Annotated in this window: 16 protein-coding genes; 10 read left to right on the top strand and 6 right to left on the bottom strand. The window is 39.5% G+C overall.

Going from position 1 to position 16,204, the window contains the following annotated elements; translation table 11 throughout:
- The first annotated feature begins 27 nt into the window (after positions 1 to 27).
- From Q8N22_02065 to Q8N22_02055, 3 genes are read left to right on the top strand one after another with little or no spacing between them, the layout of a single operon-like run.
- Positions 28 to 717, top strand: a complete 690-nt coding sequence (locus tag Q8N22_02065) for a hypothetical protein (protein ID MDP3052725.1) — start codon at positions 28 to 30, stop codon at positions 715 to 717.
- Complete coding sequence (locus Q8N22_02060; GenBank protein ID MDP3052724.1) at positions 704 to 1,417, top strand: hypothetical protein; 714 nt, start codon at positions 704 to 706, stop codon at positions 1,415 to 1,417. The genes Q8N22_02065 and Q8N22_02060 overlap by 14 nt, the downstream gene beginning before the upstream one ends.
- Before the next feature lie 43 nt (positions 1,418 to 1,460).
- Positions 1,461 to 2,573, top strand: a complete 1,113-nt coding sequence (locus Q8N22_02055) for a hypothetical protein (protein MDP3052723.1) — start codon at positions 1,461 to 1,463, stop codon at positions 2,571 to 2,573.
- 18 nt (positions 2,574 to 2,591) lie between these two features.
- Here Q8N22_02055 and Q8N22_02050 read toward each other — a convergent pair whose 3' ends face one another.
- The 3 genes from Q8N22_02050 to rpmH are packed head-to-tail and all read right to left on the bottom strand — an operon-like array spanning position 2,592 to position 3,834.
- Complete coding sequence (locus Q8N22_02050) at positions 2,592 to 3,044, bottom strand: R3H domain-containing nucleic acid-binding protein (protein ID MDP3052722.1); 453 nt, start codon at positions 3,042 to 3,044, stop codon at positions 2,592 to 2,594.
- Positions 3,007 to 3,693 (bottom strand): YidC/Oxa1 family membrane protein insertase, encoded by a 687-nt coding sequence (locus tag Q8N22_02045; protein ID MDP3052721.1) that lies wholly within the window; start codon positions 3,691 to 3,693, stop codon positions 3,007 to 3,009. The genes Q8N22_02050 and Q8N22_02045 overlap by 38 nt, the downstream gene beginning before the upstream one ends.
- 6 nt (positions 3,694 to 3,699) lie before the next feature.
- Positions 3,700 to 3,834, bottom strand: coding sequence for a 50S ribosomal protein L34 (gene rpmH, locus Q8N22_02040; protein ID MDP3052720.1), 135 nt, complete (start codon positions 3,832 to 3,834; stop codon positions 3,700 to 3,702).
- Positions 3,835 to 3,938: 104 nt separating this feature from the next.
- Here rpmH and dnaA point away from each other — a divergent pair, with 104 nt between their 5' ends.
- Complete coding sequence (gene dnaA / locus Q8N22_02035) at positions 3,939 to 5,327, top strand: chromosomal replication initiator protein DnaA (protein MDP3052719.1); 1,389 nt, start codon at positions 3,939 to 3,941, stop codon at positions 5,325 to 5,327.
- Positions 5,328 to 5,530: 203 nt separating this feature from the next.
- Positions 5,531 to 6,640: a DNA polymerase III subunit beta gene (dnaN, locus tag Q8N22_02030; protein MDP3052718.1), complete on the top strand. Its 1,110-nt coding sequence runs from the start codon at positions 5,531 to 5,533 to the stop codon at positions 6,638 to 6,640.
- Between the two features lie 29 nt (positions 6,641 to 6,669).
- Here dnaN and Q8N22_02025 read toward each other — a convergent pair whose 3' ends face one another.
- Complete coding sequence (locus tag Q8N22_02025; GenBank protein MDP3052717.1) at positions 6,670 to 9,135, bottom strand: PBP1A family penicillin-binding protein; 2,466 nt, start codon at positions 9,133 to 9,135, stop codon at positions 6,670 to 6,672.
- Between the two features lie 37 nt (positions 9,136 to 9,172).
- Between Q8N22_02025 and tyrS the strand changes: the two genes are divergently transcribed.
- A complete protein-coding gene (gene tyrS, locus Q8N22_02020) occupies positions 9,173 to 10,345 on the top strand; it encodes a tyrosine--tRNA ligase (GenBank protein ID MDP3052716.1) in 1,173 nt (390 codons plus the stop codon).
- 399 nt (positions 10,346 to 10,744) lie between these two features.
- Here tyrS and ruvC read toward each other — a convergent pair whose 3' ends face one another.
- Positions 10,745 to 11,245, bottom strand: coding sequence for a crossover junction endodeoxyribonuclease RuvC (ruvC, locus tag Q8N22_02015; protein ID MDP3052715.1), 501 nt, complete (start codon positions 11,243 to 11,245; stop codon positions 10,745 to 10,747).
- 53 nt (positions 11,246 to 11,298) lie between these two features.
- Complete coding sequence (locus Q8N22_02010) at positions 11,299 to 11,823, bottom strand: YebC/PmpR family DNA-binding transcriptional regulator (protein MDP3052714.1); 525 nt, start codon at positions 11,821 to 11,823, stop codon at positions 11,299 to 11,301.
- Positions 11,824 to 12,357: 534 nt separating this feature from the next.
- Between Q8N22_02010 and Q8N22_02005 the strand changes: the two genes are divergently transcribed.
- From Q8N22_02005 to Q8N22_01990, 4 genes are all read left to right on the top strand, one after another.
- Positions 12,358 to 14,058, top strand: a complete 1,701-nt coding sequence (locus tag Q8N22_02005; protein ID MDP3052713.1) for a GspE/PulE family protein — start codon at positions 12,358 to 12,360, stop codon at positions 14,056 to 14,058.
- A 79-nt stretch (positions 14,059 to 14,137) separates the two neighbouring features.
- Positions 14,138 to 15,133 (top strand): Holliday junction branch migration DNA helicase RuvB, encoded by a 996-nt coding sequence (ruvB, locus tag Q8N22_02000; protein MDP3052712.1) that lies wholly within the window; start codon positions 14,138 to 14,140, stop codon positions 15,131 to 15,133.
- Positions 15,134 to 15,586, top strand: coding sequence for a tRNA (adenosine(37)-N6)-threonylcarbamoyltransferase complex ATPase subunit type 1 TsaE (gene tsaE / locus Q8N22_01995; GenBank protein ID MDP3052711.1), 453 nt, complete (start codon positions 15,134 to 15,136; stop codon positions 15,584 to 15,586).
- A 42-nt stretch (positions 15,587 to 15,628) separates the two neighbouring features.
- The coding region (locus tag Q8N22_01990; protein ID MDP3052710.1) for a DNA polymerase I at positions 15,629 to 16,204 on the top strand (576 nt) is incomplete at its 3' end.

Raw genomic sequence — 16,204 nt, 5'->3', positions numbered from 1 at the left:
GGTAATTAAGTAATTGAAACTCAAATTATGAATTTAAAAAATAAAATTTTATTTCTTTTTATACTTTCAAGTTTTTGCTTTTTACTTTCTGTCTTGTCCGCAACCGCTCAAACCGCTTCCCAAGTTTTAATCACCTGGCAGGCTCAAAGTTTTGTTCCGGCGGAATATCAAGGAAAAATTTTGCCCGCGTCCGGCACCAATATTAAACTCGGTTTGGAATTGGTAATAACAAATAAAATCCAAGATTTATCAAAAGCCGACATTTTCTGGTATCTTGACGGAAAATTATTGGGGCGAGGTCAGGGTTTAAAACAAATAAATTTTACCGCGACTAAAGGCGCGACTAATTCTCATTTTGTCCGGGCCGCGGTCAATTATAATCAGCAAGAATATGACGGCACGGCTGATATTCCGATCGCCAATCCCAAAATCGTTATTCAAACCCCTTCTCCGGCAAATAATTCCATTCCCTTGGGTAAAAAAAATGATTTCCAAGCCATTCCTTATTTCTTTAATATAAATAATTTAGGAGAACTACTATTTACTTGGCTGGTAAACGGCCAGACATTCGCAAACAAAGGAGATAATCTCTTAGGACTGACGCTAACTCCGCCTATTCCTTCAAACCAAAACATCAATATCAAGATTACCGCTCAAAATTTGAAAAATGATTTGGAATTAGGGTCTAAAGAAATTAATTTAAATGTCCAGCAATAAATACAAATCTATAATTTTCGCTTCTATTTTTCTATTTTCTACTTTCTATTTTCTACTTTCTACGCCTGTTTTTGCGGCTGAATTAAAATATCAATTTCCTTGTTCGCCGATAGCCGGCGGAACCTGCCCGACCGCCGAGCAGACAGCCCAAAGTCCGGCGGCCTACATCGCCCGTTTTTACCAATTCGCTTTGATGATCTCCGGGGCGCTGGCCTTTGGAATGATAATTTTCGGCGCTATTCAATACATTGTTTCAGCCGGCAACGCTACTACCCAGAAAGATGCCGCTGACCGCATTTTCCAAGCGCTTTGGGGCATTGCCCTGCTTTTTGGCGCTTATCTGATTCTTTACACCATTGACCCCAAATTAGTCAGTTTAACCGACCCTAATATTGAAATTATAAAACTGCCGGAATATAAATTACCGGAATATTTAAAAGAGGTCAAACCAGGGGTTCTTGAAACAGTGGGAGGAACCGAAAAGATACCCCTTAGAGATTCTTTGGGAAACAAAATAGGCGAAACAGAAGTAACAAGAGTAGGCGAAATTCAATATACTTGGGTTACTGAAAAAGAATTTAACGAATTGAAAAAAGAGGGATGGGAACTTATGTATGGTCCTAGTATCGAGACGGATGCTTGCCAAGGAAATTCTGCAAAAGGATCAGGAAAAATTTGTATTTCTAAAACACCTAAATAAATAATTATTATCTGAGCTTTTAATTCTTAATCTTTAAGATAATATGCGCAAAATTTTAGCAATCATCATAGGGGTAGTCGGAGTTCTAGCGCTTGGCTGGGTTATTTACTATTTTATAAGCCGAGCAGCTTCACCGATTATCACCGCTAAACCGGAAACAGAATCAACAAGCGCGCAACAAGCGGCAAGCCAACTAAAAATTGTTTCCCAGGAACCGGTTTTTGACTATTGGACGGCCTCCACGAGCCAAGAAATTTTTTATATTACTCCTGAAGGGAAAATCGCCAAAATCGGCGCTCCTCAAAATACTTATCTCTCGGAACAAACAATTACTAATCTCAATTTCGCCTTGCCGTCGCCTGACAGCCAAAAAGTCATTGCCGCTTTCGGCGATTCTCGCCAACCGCAATTCAGTATTTTTGATTTAGCGAGCAGTACCTGGTCGCCTCTGCCTTTGGAGATTAAATCTGTGGCCTGGTCGCCTGAAGGAAAAAGATTAGCCGCTATCATAAACCAAAATAACCAGACCGATTTAATTATTCTTGATTTGGCCAAGTATTTATCAAGCGATCCCAAGCAAAAAGCGAAGTCCTCAACAACAATTGTCAAAAACTTTTCTCTTCAAGATTTAAAAATGAATTGGCTGATACCGGATGAGATAATTTTTACCGGCAAACCGTCTAATTCAGTAATGGGTTCGGCTTGGCGTCTTAATTTTGCCAAGCCGACTAAGACAACTTTTACCGAAATTGTCCCGCCGGGAACCGGTTTGATGATTAAATGGCTGAAAGAAGATTCGGGCCTGAAATTCCAAAACCAAAAAAGCAGTTTAATAAATTGGACCGGGCAAACAATAAATAATTTTTCAATAATGGTTCTGCCGGATAAATGCGTTTTAAAATCAGATTCTCTTTATTGCTTTCTTTTCACCTCAGCTAATCCCAAAATAAACTGGCCGGATGATTATCTTCAAAAATCAATTTACACTATAGACGCGCTTTATAAATTTAACTTAAATAACTTAGTCGCCCCGGAACTGATTTTCGCCCCTACCGAAGGGAAAATAATCGATGCCTCTGATTTAAAAATTCTCGGCGATCAAATTCTTTTCATCAATCGCTACGATAATCAATTATATTCTTTGGAAGTTGAGTAATTACAGCAATTACCGTAATTACTGTAATTGCTGTAATTGCTGTAATTCTATCGGTTTAATTATTACGTGCCTCTCTTTTCCCTCACCGACACTCTCGGTTTTTAAATCGGGATGATTGACAATCTCTAAATGGACCAGCCGGCGCTCATAAGCGTTCATCGGCGGCAATTGAATTTCTTCCTTATTAATAATCGCTTTGTGGGCGGCGGCTTTGGCTAATTCAGCGATTAATCGTTCACGCTCCCGGCGGTAATTATTCACATCCAGCCACACTTTTTGCTGGTTTTCTTTCTGGGAGATCAGATTAATCATATATTCAAAATCCTCCAGAAAACCCTGCAAATTCTCAGCGATTAACTGGTCATTGGTGGTGATTGAAAATCTTTTAGACGGTTCATTAAAATTGATTTCAAAATCCTCCGCTCCCATCAACTCAAGCAGTTTTTTTATTTTCTCCGATAATTGTTCCATGTTTTTCTAAATTTTTATTAATAAAAATTTGCTGACCCAAAGAAAAAACAGAAGAAACCAACCAATAAAGACCGAGAGCAGACGGAAGATTGGTCAAGATAATAAGAGTCAGCGCCGGTCCGATATATAATAGCATTGCCTGGCTGGTTTTGTCAGCACCTGTGGCCTGACCGGTATTTTTCGGCAACATCATTCGTCCCTGCAGATATTGCGCCAAAACCGCCAAAACCGTTATCAATAAACTTTTTTGGTTTAAATTAATTAACCCCAAAAAATTATGACTATCAAAAATGGTATTGGAAAGTCCGGTTAGAAAAACCCGATAAAGAGCGATTAAAATCGGCAATTGAATAATCAAAAGCAAAATACTGGAGAAGGGATTGATACTGTGTTCTTTATAAAGCGCCATTAAGGCCTGAGTTTGTTTTTCTTTGTCGTGTTTGTGGTCTTCCTGGATTTTCTTAACCAAGGGCTGCAATCTTTGAATTTTTGTCTGTTCCTTCGCCCCGTGATAAAAAAACGGCAAAAGCAACAATCTTATGAAGATTGTCAATAAAATAATAGCCAAGCCCAAATCATGAAAAGCGATAAATTTATAAATAAATATCAAAAACTCAAGAATCGGCTGGTAGAGCAGCTTATTAAACATAATGAATTAAACCGTTAATTTTTTCCGATTTTTTTGTCGGCGCCTGGTTATCGTTCGTCGGCCTCCAACAGTTCGCTTTCTTTTCAGAAACCCGTGAGATCTGCTTCTTTTTTTCTTTTTTGGCTGATAGGTAACTGACATTTTGTTTAATTTTAACACTTATCCCCAACTTATCAACAAGTAAATCACAAAAGGTATTTTTTTGCAATCTTGCTTTGTGGATTTTATAGTTTAAAATGAAAACAATGACTGACATAAACCTTAACGATCTCTGGCAAGGCGTTTTAGGAGAAATCGAAATCCAACTTTCGCGGCCGGATTTTCTCACTTGGCTAAAGAACAGTCGTCTTATTGATAAAAAAGAAGGCGACGGCACGGTATTAGTCGGACTGCCGAATAATTTTGCGAAAGAGTGGGTAAAAAACCGTTATCATAAATTAATTTTAGGGTCATTAAGAAATTTAGACAGTTCTATCAGGGTTGTTGAATACACTGTTGAAAGCCAGCCTCAAAAAAATTTGATAAAAATCAAGAAGGGGATTGATTCGGAAGCTATTATTGAAACCGACAATCAAAGACCACTGATTGAATTAAAAATTGACCCGGAATCAAATCTCAACCCCCGCTATACCTTGAAATCTTTTATTGTCGGCTCTTCCAATGAATTGGCTTATGCCGCGATGATGGCGGTGATGAAAGATGTTGGCAAAAAATACAATCCTCTTTTTATTTACGGCGGCGTTGGCTTGGGCAAAACCCACCTTCTCCAGGCAGTCGGCAATGAAATTAAAAGTATTTATAAAAATAAAGTAAAAGTTTTTTATGTCACTTCGGAAAAATTCGTCAATGATGTTATTTGGGCGATTCGCAATAAAAAAATGGACGATATTAAAAGAAAATATCGGGATGTTGATGTTTTAATAATTGACGATATTCAATTTATCGGCGGCAAAGAAAGAACCGAAGAAGAATTTTTCCATACGTTTAATGCTTTATATGAGAACAACAAACAGATAATAATGTCCTCAGACCGCCCGCCGGCCGCCATCCCCACTATTGAAGAACGATTGCGCTCGCGTTTTGAGGGCGGAATGATAGCTGATATCAGCTATCCCGATTATGAGACCAGATTAGCCATTTTAAGGGCAAAATCCCAGGAAAATGGATGGCAAATAGACGACAAAACCCTGGAATTAATAGCCAGTAAGGTTAAAAAGAACATTCGGGAATTAGAAGGAGTTTTAAATAAGGTTGTTTTTTTAGAGGATGTCAGGAAAGAGAAAATTGACGGCCAGAAACTGGAAGAAATTATTAATGAAGTGGTGCGGGTTAATACAAAGAACATCAACCCCAATGACGTAGTTAAAACCGTAGCTGAATTTTTTGAAATCTCACTACCCGATTTAATCGCCAAATGTAAAAAGAAAGAGGTAGTTGAACCGCGCCAGATTGCCATGTACCTGCTTCGGGAAATGCTTAACGCCTCCTATCCTTTTATCGGAGAAAAACTCGGGAAAAGAGACCACACCACTGTTATTCACGCCTGCGAAAAAATTTCCAAAGAAATTAACCAAAATCCGGTTTTAAACCAAAAGATAATTTTAATAAAAGAATTAATAAATAAATCTGTTTAATATCTGGATAAGTTGTGAATTTATTGTTAATATTAACTTAATAAAAAGAGGATAAAAAAATATATCCGCCGGCGGGCGGAAAAAAATAATTTATTTTATCCCCGGTTTTCCAATAAATTTCCACAAGTTATTTTAAGTAAAAATCTATATTTAGAAACAAAAAAAATAATATTTCCACAAATTAAACCAACACTACTACTATTATGAGATTAATTATATTAAATAATAATTTAAAAGAAGCATTGCGTTCTATTGAGGGCGCAATTGGGGATAACTTAAATTTGCCGATTTTAAAAAATATTCTCATTAAGAGCGAGGATAATAAAATTAATTTTTCGGGCACTAATTTGGAATTAGCGGTTAATTATCGGGCGCCCGGGAAAATCATAGAAGGCGGCTTAATAACGGTCCCTTTAAATATTTTTTCCAATATCGTCAATAATTTAACAACTGAGAGAATTACCTTAGAAAATAAAGATTTTAATTTATTAATAAAAACCGATAATTACGAAGCGACTATTCAAGGGTTGAATCCCGAGGATTTTCCGATTATTCCAAAGATCAACCACACTGATAAATTTATAAAAATAAATTCAGGGATTTTTAAATCAGCCTTATTAAAAATTATTAATAGTATTCAGTATTCTGAAATTCGGCCGGAAATCAACGGGTGTTTATTTAGTTATCAGCTTGATTATCTAAAATTGACCGGCACGGATAGTTTTAGATTATCGGAGAAAATTATTTCCGCCGACCAATTTAAAAGTAATTTTGAAGAAGGGTTTGAAATTATAATTCCCCTAAAAACTCTTCAAGAGATTTTAAAAACAGTCCCTAATGACAGCGAATTGGATATTTCTATAAACCAAAACCAGATACTTTTCAAAACAGGGGAATTGGAAATTATTTCGCGGTTGATAGAAGGAAAATTTCCCGATTATCAAAGCATTATCCCTCAGGAGCTTAAAAGCGAATTAGTGATTAATAAAAGCGAATTAGTGAATGCTTTAAAATTGACCAGTATTTTTTCCGGCAGGGTCAACGAGATAAAATTAAAAATCGGAGAAAATAAAAAATTTTTGGAAATTTATTCCGCCGATAGCGCCGTGGGGGAAAACCATTATTTATTGCCGGCTAAAATTAACGGGCATAATCTGGATATTTCATTTAATGGCCGGTATTTGCTTGACGGGCTGAAATCATTGGAGGACAAAGAAATTATCCTGGGATTCAATAATGACAATCAACCGGCGGTGGTTAAGTCTCCGGCTGACAAAAATTGGTTTTATATTCTGATGCCGATCAGGGCTTAAAATTACCGTAATTACCGTAATTACCGTAATTACAGTAATTGAAAAACTATTACTTCTTTTTCGGCGGAATTTCCGTAAACATCACTGACTTTTATTTTAAGAGAATTTTGGAGATCAAATTTTTGATTGGCAATTTGGTATTGGTATTCATATACTCCAAGAGACCCCGGACTTTTGCGGTCAATTAATTGATTATTAAAATAGAGTTCAATTTTATCCAGATTAACATCTGATTTTATTGTGGCCTTAATATTTATCGCGTCTTTCACGAAATCCCCATTATTAGGCGAAAAGGCGGCAATTTCCAGTTTGGAATTTTGTCCGGTATTGGAATTCTGGGTTAACCCCGGCGGCGTTTGATTATAACGGCTGAAATCCGGAAGATTCTGTTTCAACCATTCCATTAATTCTTCTTCCCAGTTTTGAAATTGCGGATCGTCTTGGGGGTTTTGAGGGATTGGCCCTTGGGGGTTGTTTTTGTCTATATAATAAAGAATGTCATGAATTTGAGGATATTCCACGCCATTGACTTGATAGTTAATAACGGCTTCGCCGCGGAGAATGGGTTTTTCGGCTGAAATCGAATACGGCCGGGTGAAGGTTTCGGTAGTGGTCGCATTTTTTAAAATCTCTTCCATAAAAGCGTGCCAGATAGGAACGGCAGCCAGAATACTGCCGGCTTGCTGTTGCATCGGGGCATTATTATTATTTCCGGCCCAAACCCCGACCACAAAAGAGGGGGTGTAGCCCAAAGCCCAGGCATCGTGGAAGTTGTTGCTGGTTCCCGTTTTCAAGGCGACTTCCTGGTCTGGGAAAACCGTGAGATTCAAACTGGAAGAAAAAAGCGGCTGGCGCAAATCCTTGTCGGAAAGAATATTGTTTATTAATTGCGGATAAAGCGGATCAACGATTTTTGTACTTCGGTCTTGATATTCTTCCAGAATTTTTCCATTACTGTCTTTAACTTCCAAAATTATGGTCTGGGGATGTTTGATCCCTTCCTGGCTTAAAACGGAATAGGCCTCAACTAAATCTATAAGCTTGACTTCGCCGCCGCCTAAAACCAGCGATAAGCCGTAACGCCGGGGATCGGTCAAGGTGGTGATGCCGAAATTGTGAAGAGTTTTTACAACATTATCCAAACCGGACAGGTAAAGCATCTTGACCGCAGGTATGTTGATTGATTGAGCTAGGGCATTTTTTAAATCAACCGGACCACGGAATTGTTTATCGAAATTACGAGGATGAAAACAAACCGGATTCTCATTGTTGAAATCAACTATCGCGGGACAGAGTGGATTGTTGGCGGTAAATTCAGTAGGCACATCAAATAATATCGTGTCCGGAGTATACCCCCTTTCAAAAGCGGTCAGATAAACGAAGGGCTTGAGCGCGGAACCGGGCTGGCGCAGGCCCTGGGTAGCGACATTAAAGTTGCCCTCGTTCTCAATATCATAATAGTTGCGAGAGCCAACCAGCGCTAAAATTTGGCCTGTTTTAGCGTCTTGAGCCACCAAGGCGGCGTTCTTTCCCTTATAGAGAGTATCATTGCGTTGGGCGCCTTCAGTCACCGCTGTTTCCGCTGATTTCTGCAGTTCGTAATTAAGTGTCGTGATAACTTTTAAACCGCCTTTTTGGACCATTTCTTCTCCGTAGCGGTTGACCAGATATTCTTTCACTTCCATAACAAAATGCGGGGCTTTAATGCCGCTAAGAGACGGAGAGGCGAAAACCAGTTTGGTTTTTATGGCTTGTTCTTTTTGCCCGGCATCAATAAAACCCTGTTTTAACATTTCGTCCAAAACAAGTTCTTGGCGTTTTTTAAGTTCGTCCAAACGAGAACCCCAGGGAGAATAATAACTGGGCGCCTGGATCGCGGCGGCCAAAACGGCGGCTTCGGCTAAGTCAAGTTCTTTGGCTGGTTTGCCGAAATAGGCCTGGGCGGCGGCTTCAATGCCGTAAATATTTGAGCCGTAAGGGATTTGGTTAAGATAAAAAGTTAAAATTTCGTCTTTGGCGTAATAACGCTCCAACTCAATGGCCAAGGCGAGTTCTTTTATTTTTCTTTGAATTGTTTTTTCCGGCGAAAGGAAAGCATTTTTGGCTAATTGCTGGGTAATAGTGGATGCGCCCTTGGATTGGCCATGAATTAAATTATTAAAAAGGGCCCGGACAATGGCTTTAAGGTCAAAAGCAGGATGGTTGTAAAAACCGTGGTCTTCAATAGCGATAGTCGCTTTTTTGACATAATCAGGGATTTCTTCAAAAGGAATGACCGTCCTTTTCTCCTGACCGTGGATTTCGTAGAGCAGGACTTTGCCTGTCCGGTCGTAAATTTGAGTTGACTGGGCCAGTTGGTAGTCGCTGATTTGGTCTAAAACTGGTAAATTTTTTATCAGCGAAGACAGGTATATTAAACCGGTTGCCGCTAAAACTAAAACAACCAGCGTTGTCAAACCGAATATTTTTATAATTTTTTTCTTTTTTGGCTTCATTTGTTGTGTTATTATTGTTAATAATAACAATAATAAAATGAAAGATAAATTAGAGGACAAAGTTAAAAATTTACTGACCAAAGGAGTGGAAGAGGTGATTCTAAAAAAACACTTAGAAGAGAAATTAAAATCCGGAGCGAAATTGAGAGTAAAATTCGGCATTGACCCGACTTCACCAGATTTTCATTTGGGCCATAGTGTTTCTCTTTTGAAATTAAAACAATTTCAGGATTTAGGCCACCAGGTTATTCTTTTGGTGGGCGATTTCACGGCGATGATCGGCGATCCGTCTGGCAGAGCCAACGCCCGGAAACCATTAACGAAAGCCGAGGTTCAAAAAAATATGGCGGATTATATCCAACAGGCCGCTAAAATTTTAGATATAAAAAAAGTTGAAATCCGTTACAACAGCGAATGGTATGCCAAAAAAGGAATGGATTTCGTTGTTAAAATTACTTCCCGTTTTACTTACGCCCAATTAATTGAAAGAGAAGAATTCCAGCGCCGAATAGAAGCGAAAGCCGATATAAGCCTTTTAGAGTTGATTTATCCCCTTTTGCAGGGCTATGACTCTGTTGAACTCAAGGCAGACGTGGAAATTGGAGGAACAGACCAAAAATTTAATCTGCTGATGGGCCGCAAAGTCCAGCAGAAATTTAATCAGCCGGAGCAAGATATTATTACGGTGCCTTTACTGGAGGGAATTGATGGGATAAAAAAAATGAGTAAAAGTTCCGATAATTATATTGGCTTGACCGAAGATCCGTTTAAAATGTTTGGAAAAATTATGTCTATCCCGGATAAGATTATGAGCAGATATTTTGAATTACTTACCGATGTGTCGCAAGAAGAGATTGCCAGTCTTAACCCCCGAGACCAAAAATTGAGATTAGCCCGGGAAATCGTTAAATTTTATCACGGAGATAAAACAGCCGGCCAAGCCCAGGAAGAATTTATCAAAGTTTTTAGAGAGGGAGAACCCCCAAGTCAAATCAAAACCATAAAAATAACCCCTTGCTCAATCGGGGCCAAAGAGTTGTTAGTTAAATGCGATTTAGCTAAATCTCTTTCCGATGCCCAGCGATTAATTGAGCAGGGGGCGGTTTCTTTAGACGGCCAAACCGTTAAAGATTGGCGTCAAAAAATTTCTATCAACAAACCCAGTATCTTAAAAGCAGGGAAGCATCATTTTATAAAACTTACCCCGTAGTCCTGCTTGGAAGGTACCTACGGGGCTTGGTCCCTGATTCTTTTTTATTATTCTGCCTCCTGGGTTTCTACTGGCTCTTCTTTCTCTGTTTCTTTTTCAAAGCCGCAAACAGGGCAGGAGTTGTTTGCTAATGTGTTGCCGCATTCCGGGCAAATATCTTCGGCCATATGTTTTAAAATTTTAACGACCTTTATTCTTTGCGGTCATTATATTAATAAACTAGCGCCTGTCAACCCCCGTTAGAAAGTTTTTCAGTTTATAGCTCTGTTTTCGGAAAGGACGGATAGACTTAAATTCTTACTCTTTCTAACGGGGTTTATTAAATTTTTATACTTGGCATTTATTAGGATTAATCTTAAATTATATCTAAATATTTATTTTATGCTACATCAGATTAAGTTAGACTTCTAACGGGGTCAACCCCCGCAGGGAATTGCGGTAAATATTGACGGCGGCGATCGCTAAAGCGAGCGCGTCGGTAATATCATCAATTTGTTTGGCGGTATTAATTTTTAAACAATGGCCAACCATTTTAGCGACGGCTTCTTTTGAGGCCCGGCCGTCGCCGGCGACTATCAGCTTGGCTTCGGAAGGAGAGATTTCAATCAGCGGCAGTTTATTTTTTAAAATTATCAAAATCAAAACTCCCCGCGACTGGCTGACTTCCAGGGCGGTCTTTAGATTTTTGGCAAAATAAAGTTTTTCCAAGGCGACTAAGTCAGGTTTTTCTTTTTTAAGCAGTTGAGTAAATGAATTTTCCAAGTCCAGTAATCGCTGGTTTTTGTTTGTAGATGAAATTTTTAAAAGGCCGGCTTTAAGAAATTTTAAATCACTTCCCTTTTTATCAATTAAGCCGTAACCGATGCGAGTACTGCCGGGGTCAATACCTAAAATTTTCATAGAAAATTTTAGTAATTAAGTAATTACCGTAATTACAGTAATTACCCAATTACTCAATTACTATTCGTTATTATTTTTTGAACATCATCTTGCTCTTCCAGCGTCTCAATAAGTTCGTTTATTTTGTTTTTACTTTCCTCGGAAACCGGTTGTTTGAATTTGGCTTGCCATTGACCGTCTTTGTTTTCAAAAGCCCAAAGAACGCTTTCCGGCTCGGTAAACTTAGCATCATGGTCGCTGAGGATTTTTTTTATTTCAGGGATGGTGCGGTTTTTATTATCAGTGATGGCCTCAACTAAAACCGCGACTCCTTCCGGGCCATAGGCGCCGATAATCAATTCTTCCAGAGTTTTATCTTCCGAAGCGCGTTTGACCGCCCGTTCAATATTTTCCTGGGGAACATTGTTTTGGCGGGCTTTTTCAATAGTGGTCCGCAACCGGGGATTGAATTGGGGATTGGGTTCTTCTCGGGCGGCAATTGCCACCGCATTAAGCAATTTTGAGAACAACCGGCCGCGGTTTTGGTCGGTGGCATTTTTTTCGTGTTTTATGGTTTTAGAGTGAGAATGTCCTGACATGCCATAATTATATAAATTTTAAGCGAAAGCGCAAAAATATCTATTCAAAATAAAAACCCCGACTCGTTAAATTGAGTCGGGGTAAATTGATTTTGTCGGAGATGTCATCTCCTGTGGCGCGGATAGTGGCGGGGACGATAGTTTCCATAGTTTCTGTAAATTAATGTTTTTTGCACGACATAAGTATTTGGGTAATATCCATACCAGTAAGGGTAAGGATTAGGATTTCCCCAAAACGTTATCTCGGGTTGTTTGAAATCTATTATTAAAGGACTTTGAGGCCGCCCCATTGTTATCGCGCAGCCGCTTAGCGTTAATACGAAAAACACGAAACTAAGGATTAAACCTGTTTTTTTCATTTTCCACCTCCGTTTTTATTGGTTTATGTAAATGAACTTAATATAGAGCCTATCTATAATAATACATATTTTTAGAAGTTTGTCAATATTAAGGGCGAAATAAGATATATTGGCGAGAAAACAAGGTTAATTCTGCCCTTTTTATTTAATTAAGAGTCGGAGTATAATAATTAAAATGATCGGGGAACAAAAAAATTCTAATTTAGGGGAAATATTGGCCAAAGAGCGCCACGAAGCCCAGGAGCGGGAAGCCCAGCGCCGGGCGACTAAATTAAATTATTCTTATATCAGTTTGGCGACCGTGCCGGTTCAGACCAAAGCCCTGCGTTTGATAAACAACAAAGAAGCGGAGGAAGCCAAATTGGCCGCGTTTCTTTTAAAGAAAAAACAATTAAGTTTGGCGGTTTTTGACCCGAATACTTCCGAAGCCAAAAAAATAATTGCCAAATTAAAAATTGACGGCTATGAACCGGAAATATTTATTGTTTCCCAGGAAAGTTTGAATTACGCCTGGACTTTTTATCAATTTGTCACTCCGGATGCTAAAGAAATCACCGGCAAGGTGGAAATTGCCTCCGACAGAATAAAGGAATTAACAAAAAAAATAAGCGACCTTGAAAAATTTAAAATTCAGCTTCAGGAATTCAAAGAGCCGCAGATTTCCCAGATTTTGGAAATTATTTTAGCCGGCGCTTTCGTCAGCCGGGCTTCGGATATTCATTTTGAACCGGCCCGGGCCAACGCCAAACTGCGGCTGCGGATAGACGGTTTGCTTTATGATTTATATGATTTATCTTCCTCTGTTTATTTGGCGCTGGTTTCCCGGATAAAACTTCTTTCAAAAATGAAATTAAATATTCATGACCAGCCGCAGGACGGCCGTTTCACCATCGGTTTGGAAAATGTGGATATTGAAATCAGGACTTCAATTATTCCCTCGGAGTTCGGCGAAACCATTGTTTTGAGGATTTTAGACCCCGCTATTATAAAAGTTGATTTTGCAAAACTGGGTTTGCGAAAAGACGATTTGGAAATTATCGGAAAAGAATTAAAGCGTCCCAATGGAATGATTCTCAATACCGGCCCGACCGGCTCGGGTAAAACTACCACTCTTTATGCTTTCCTCAAAAAAATTTATCAGCCGGAAATAAAAATTATTACCATTGAAGACCCGATAGAATATCATATTGAAGGAATTGAACAGACGCAGGTTAACCCTAAAGCCGGTTATGATTTTTCCAACGGTCTGCGTTCAATTTTGCGGCAGGACCCGGATGTTATTTTAGTCGGCGAAATTCGCGACTTGGAAACCGCCCAGATCGCCATGCACGCGGCTTTGACCGGTCATTTGGTTTTCTCCACGCTTCACACCAACGAAGCAGTGGGCGCTATTCCCCGCTTGATTGACTTGGGCGTTCAGCCCTCGGTGATTTCGCCTTCCATTAATCTGATTATCGCTCAGCGTTTGGTCAGAAAACTTTGTCCGGTTTGCAGAAAAGAGGCAAAAATTGATGATTTATTGGCCAAGAAAATTAAAAAATTTATCAGCCAATTGCCGGCAAGGGTGGATAAAAGCAGTTTTGATAATTTCTCCGCCCAAGGCGGATCCGCCTCTGGCGGAAAAATTTTTGAAGCCGAGGGCTGTCAGTGGTGCGGTGGTTTGGGTTATCAGGGGCGGCTTGGTATTTTTGAATTGTTCTTGATGACCCCGGAAGTGATGAGAGCGATTTCAGAAAAAGTCACGGATTTAGACCTTCAAAAATTGACCAAAGAACAAGATATGGTGAACATGCAGCAGGACGGCATTATTAAAGTTCTTTCCGGCTTGACCACTTTTGAAGAGGTGGAAAAATTGACCGGGCCGTTGGTTTTTTAAAAAGTAATTGAGTAATCAGGTAAATAAGTAATTAAACAATTGCCGTAATTACAATAATTACTTAATTACCAAAAATATCATGACTAAAGAAAAAAATAATCACGAGGATAAAAATATTGATTTGATTCTGCGGCCGACAAGCTGGTCTGATTATGTCGGTCAGGAAAATGTCAAAAAGAATTTGAAAATGATTATGGATGCGGCCAGAAAGCGGGGCGAGGTCTGCGACCACCTGCTTTTTTACGGCCAGGCGGGTTTGGGTAAAACCACTTTGGCTAATTTACTGGCTAAAGAAATGGGCACGAATATCAAAACCACCACCGGTCCGGCTTTGGAAAAAGCCGGCGACTTGGTGGCGATTTTAACCAATTTGGAGCCAAACGATATTCTTTTTATTGACGAAATTCACCGCGTTAATAAATTAATTGAAGAAATTTTTTATCCGGCGATGGAAAGCCGGAAGATTCATTTAATTATCGGCAAAGGCCCATCGGCCCGGAGTTTTTCCCTGGATTTGCCGCCCTTCACTTTAGTGGGAGCAACTGTCAGAGTCAGTTTGCTTTCCAATCCTTTTCGTTCCCGTTTCGGAGCGACTTTTAAGCTGGACTATTATAATTTAGAAAACGTTGAAAAAATCCTCCAGCGTTCGGCGCGGTTACTGGGAGTGGAATTAGATACGCCGGCTTTGAAAATTTTGGCGCGGGCTTCGCGTTTCACGCCCCGGGTGGCTAACCGGCTTTTGAAAAGAGCGCGGGATTTCACCGAGGTTTATTCTCACGGGAAAATTGACGAAGAGGTGGCCGTTAAGACCTTGGCGATGTTGGAAATTGATGAAATGGGGCTGGAGGCCTACGACCGGCGGCTTATAAATACTATTATTGAGAAATTTAACGGCGGCCCGGTGGGTTTGAAGAACCTGGCGGCCAGTTTAAGCGAAGACGAGGGATCAATTGAAGAAGTTTATGAGCCGTATTTAATGACTCTTGGTTTTTTGAGCCGGACTTCGGCCGGTCGGGTCGCCACCCAGGCGGCTTATGAGTATTTTAAAATCAAAAATAAGGGATTGGGCGTTTAAATGAAAATTTCAAGTTGTTCCTCAAGCGAGACCAAAAAATTTGCCGGACTTTTGGCTAAAAAAGTTCTGAAAAAGCCGTCTAAAAACTCGGCTTTGGTTATTGGTTTATCCGGCGATTTGGGCGCGGGGAAAACCACTTTCGTCCAAGGATTTTTAAAAGCAATCGGTGTAAAAAAACGAATCACCAGTCCCACGTTTGTTCTGATAAAAAATTACCAAATTACCAAATTACCAAACCGCCATATTTATCACATAGATTGTTATCGGTTTCAAAAACCCAAAGAACTGTTGAAATTGGAGTTTAAAGAAATAATCAATAATCCTCAAAATATTATTTTGATTGAATGGGCGGAAAAAATAAAAAAGATTCTGCCGAAGAAAAATGTAATTTGGCTGAAGTTTGATTATGGGAAAAAAGAGAATGAAAGAAATATCAAGACAATGGTAATTTAGGTAATTACTGTAATTACGGTAATTACTTAATTACAAAAAATTATGAAAACCCTATTACTTATTGACGCCAATTCTTTAATCCATCGGTCTTTCCACGCTTTGCCGCCGTTCACTTCTCCGGAAGGCGAGCCCACCGGCGCTCTTTATGGGTTATCATCCATTCTTATAAAAATTTTTAAGGAACAGAAACCGGATTATTGGACCGCGGCTTTTGACCGGCCGGAACCGACTTTTCGGAAAAAACTTTTCAAGGAATATAAAGCCCATCGGCCGAAAGCGCCCGATGAGCTGATTTCTCAGCTTATCAAAGCCCATGAGGTTTTTGAAAAATTCGGGATAAAAACTTTTGAGCAGGCGGGCTTTGAAGCCGATGATTTGATTGCCGCTTTGGCAAAACATTTTAAAACGGAGAAAGAATTGAAGATTATAATTTTAACCGGCGATCTTGATACGCTTCAGCTGGTTGACGACGGCAAAGTGGAGGTAGAGACCCCGAAAAAAGGCGTAAGTGAAATTATGGTTTATGACAAAAAAGCCGTGCAGGAGCGCTATGGCTTGAACCCCGAGCAATTGCCGGATTATAAGGGTTTGGTCGGTGATAAATCCGATAATATCTTA

It is taken from the genome of bacterium, from assembly GCA_030693325.1.
Taxonomy (GTDB): Bacteria; Patescibacteriota; Minisyncoccia; order UBA6257; family MFKM01; genus MFKM01.
The sequence above is the reverse complement of the archived record's forward strand: the minus strand, read 5'-3'. Positions and strand labels throughout refer to the sequence as shown.